We start from the raw sequence: 2,712 nt of genomic DNA on the forward strand, positions 1-2,712 counted from the left end.
CAAGCTCGAATGGCGCAACGTGACAACGGGGGTGCGAGGCGCGGAATGGGTCGAGATCACCGAAGGCATCGAGCCGGGCGACCACGTCGTTACCTCGGCGAACTTTCTGATCGATTCGGAAAGCCAGTTGAAAGCTGCGGTGGGGGGTATGGCGGGGATGAAGCACTAATGAAAAGGCGGCACGTCTCCCGTCAGATAAGCAAATGCAGGCCAAGGCTTTTGGCCGCCGCGTTGAGGCGTTTATCGAAACAAGCGAAATGTAGAGGCTCACCCGAATGCTGATGGAAGAAGTGAGCGGCGGCCAGGTGAACGCTGTCGTAACCGCGCAAACCATAAGTAAAGGCCATCTCCGCCGCGCTCTGGGCAAGAGGCTCGTCGACCTGGACGATGAGGGCGTCCGCCCAGTCGCTTTGAAACTGGGCCAGGCATTGATCGTAATCGATGTCCTTGATATCACCCATGCGCCATCGTTTGGCGAACGCGGCGTGGACCTCGACGTAGGCGATCAAGTGGGATATCAACAGCACCGCCGTACTGGCCATCCGAATGAACTCCGGCTGCCCCGGTTCGGCCACGTAAAGTTTCACCCAGGCCGAACTGTCGAGGTACAGGTTCATTCGCGGTCTTCGAGCACAGTGTCCACGATCGAGCCACCCTTGATGGAGGCCACCGGGCGATGCGGATCAATATGTGCCCGCTTGCCGCTCCATTTGATCTTGCCCGCCGCAAGCAAGGCTTGCAGATTGGGTTGCCCGGCACAGGTGACGGGGTTCAAAACGGCCACCGGTTTTCTGTGGGAAGTGATCACCACGGGGTTGCCTTCACCAACGAGGCGCAGGTATTTGGAGAGCTTGTCTTTGAATTCGTGAACCGATATTTCCATCATGGCCCTAAAGTAAGCTATGGCAGTAAAAATATTGCCATATTATAGACTTTATTTCGGCTCAATGTAGCCATATCCCATCAAGGAGAATGGAGTGTGGTAGAATGCGTCATCGAGTTCTGCGCCAAAAACCGCTTCATCGTGTTCCTGCTGGTGTTCGGCCTGGCCTCGGCGGGTTTTTGGAGTTTAAAGAACACCCCGATCGATGCCCTGCCGGACCTGTCCGATACCCAAGTCATCGTCTATGCCAAATGGCCGGGACGTTCGCCGGACCTGGTGGAAGACCAGATTACCTATCCCATCGTAACCGCCTTGATCTCGGCGCCCAATGTCACCGTGGTGCGCGGCTTTTCGGACTTCGGCTATTCCTACGTTTACGTGCTGTTCAAGGACGGCACCGACATTTATTGGGCCCGTTCGCGCGTCCTGGAATACATGAGCCAGTTGGCCGGACGGTTGCCCGAGGGCGTGACGCCCCAGCTTGGGCCGGACGCCACGGCGGTGGGCTGGGTATTTCAGTACGCCCTCGTCGACGAGACCGGACAGCAGGACCTCGCGAGTTTACGCTCCTTCCAGGACTGGTATCTCCGGTATTGGCTGGCCAGCGTGGACGGGGTGGCGGAGGTGGCGAGCGTGGGCGGATTCGTGCGCCAATACCAGATCAACCTGGATCCGACCAAACTGCTGGGTTACCGGCTATCGGTATCGGACATTGTGGACAAGGTGCGGATGAGCAATTTGGACGTGGGCGGTCGGGTGGTGGAACTTTCCGGCGCCGAATACATGGTGCGCGGCCGCGGCTATATTAAATCCGTTGCGGATATCGAGAGTATCGCGGTGGGGGTGAATCCCGGCGGAACACCGATCTTGCTGCGGGATGTCGCGACGGTGACGCTCGGGCCGGACATGCGGCGGGGTCTGGTGGAACTCGACGGTCGGGGCGAAGTGGTGGGCGGCGTCGTGATCATGCGCTACGGCGAAGACGCCCCCAAGGTCATCGACCGCATCAAGGCGAAACTCAAACAAATCGAGCCTTCGCTGCCCCCGGGCGTCAAGATCGTGACGGTTTACGACCGCAGCGACCTGATCCGGCAGTCCATCGCCACGGCCACCGAGAATCTGATCGAGGAACTGATCGTCGTCAGCGTCCTGATCGTAGGCTTCCTGCTGCACTTCCGCTCGGCCCTGATCCCCATCATCACCCTGCCGCTCGCTGTGCTTATCGCCTTCATCCCCATTTATTTTATGGGGCTCGGCCTGAACATCATGTCCATCGGCGGCATCATCGTCGCCATCGGCGATATGGTGGACGCCGCCATCGTGATGGTCGACAACGCCCATAAGCGCCTGGAGGAATGGGACCGGGGCGGTCGACGGGGCAGCCGAGAGCGGGTGCTCATCGATTCCGCCAAGGAAGTGGGCCCCGCGATTTTCGCATCGCTCCTGGTCATTGCCGTGGCGTTCATGCCGGTGTTCACCCTGGAGGCCCAGGAAGGCCGGCTGTTCAAACCATTGGCCTGGACCAAGAACCTGTCCATCGCCATGAGCGCGGTGCTGGCGGTGACCTTGATTCCGGCCCTGCTGTCGCTCCTGATCCGGGGGCGCATCCGGCCCGAGGCGCGCCATCCGGTGAGCCGTCTTTTGCAGCGAGCCTATGCGCCGCTGCTCAGGCTCGCGCTGCGCTACCGCGTGTCCCTCATGGTCTTGTCCGTTTTGCTCGTCGTCAGCATCATTCCGGTCTATCAGCGGATGGGCTCGGAGTTCATGCCCCCCCTCTACGAGGGCACCATCCTGTACATGCCCACCACCTTGCCCGGCATTTCGGTGAC

3 protein-coding genes are annotated in these 2,712 nt (G+C 59.9%); 1 reads left to right on the forward strand and 2 read right to left on the reverse strand.

What is annotated here, in order from left to right:
* Nucleotides 1-191 precede the first annotated feature (191 nt).
* Nucleotides 192-617 (reverse strand): type II toxin-antitoxin system VapC family toxin, encoded by a 426-nt coding sequence (locus tag ABJK70_RS23245; RefSeq protein ID WP_133716426.1) that lies wholly within the window; start codon nucleotides 615-617, stop codon nucleotides 192-194.
* Nucleotides 614-886 carry a type II toxin-antitoxin system Phd/YefM family antitoxin gene (locus ABJK70_RS23250; protein ID WP_133716425.1) on the reverse strand — a complete coding sequence of 91 codons (273 nt, stop codon included), beginning with the start codon at nucleotides 884-886 and terminating at the stop codon, nucleotides 614-616. The genes ABJK70_RS23245 and ABJK70_RS23250 overlap by 4 nt, the downstream gene beginning before the upstream one ends.
* A gap of 93 nt (nucleotides 887-979) precedes the next feature.
* Here ABJK70_RS23250 and ABJK70_RS23255 point away from each other — a divergent pair.
* Nucleotides 980-2,712 (forward strand): efflux RND transporter permease subunit (locus ABJK70_RS23255; protein ID WP_347259281.1); only part of this gene is annotated, 1,733 nt, incomplete at its 3' end.

Origin of the sequence: Methylocaldum sp. (assembly GCF_039794385.1) — a bacterium.
Lineage (GTDB): Bacteria > Pseudomonadota > Gammaproteobacteria > Methylococcales > Methylococcaceae > Methylocaldum.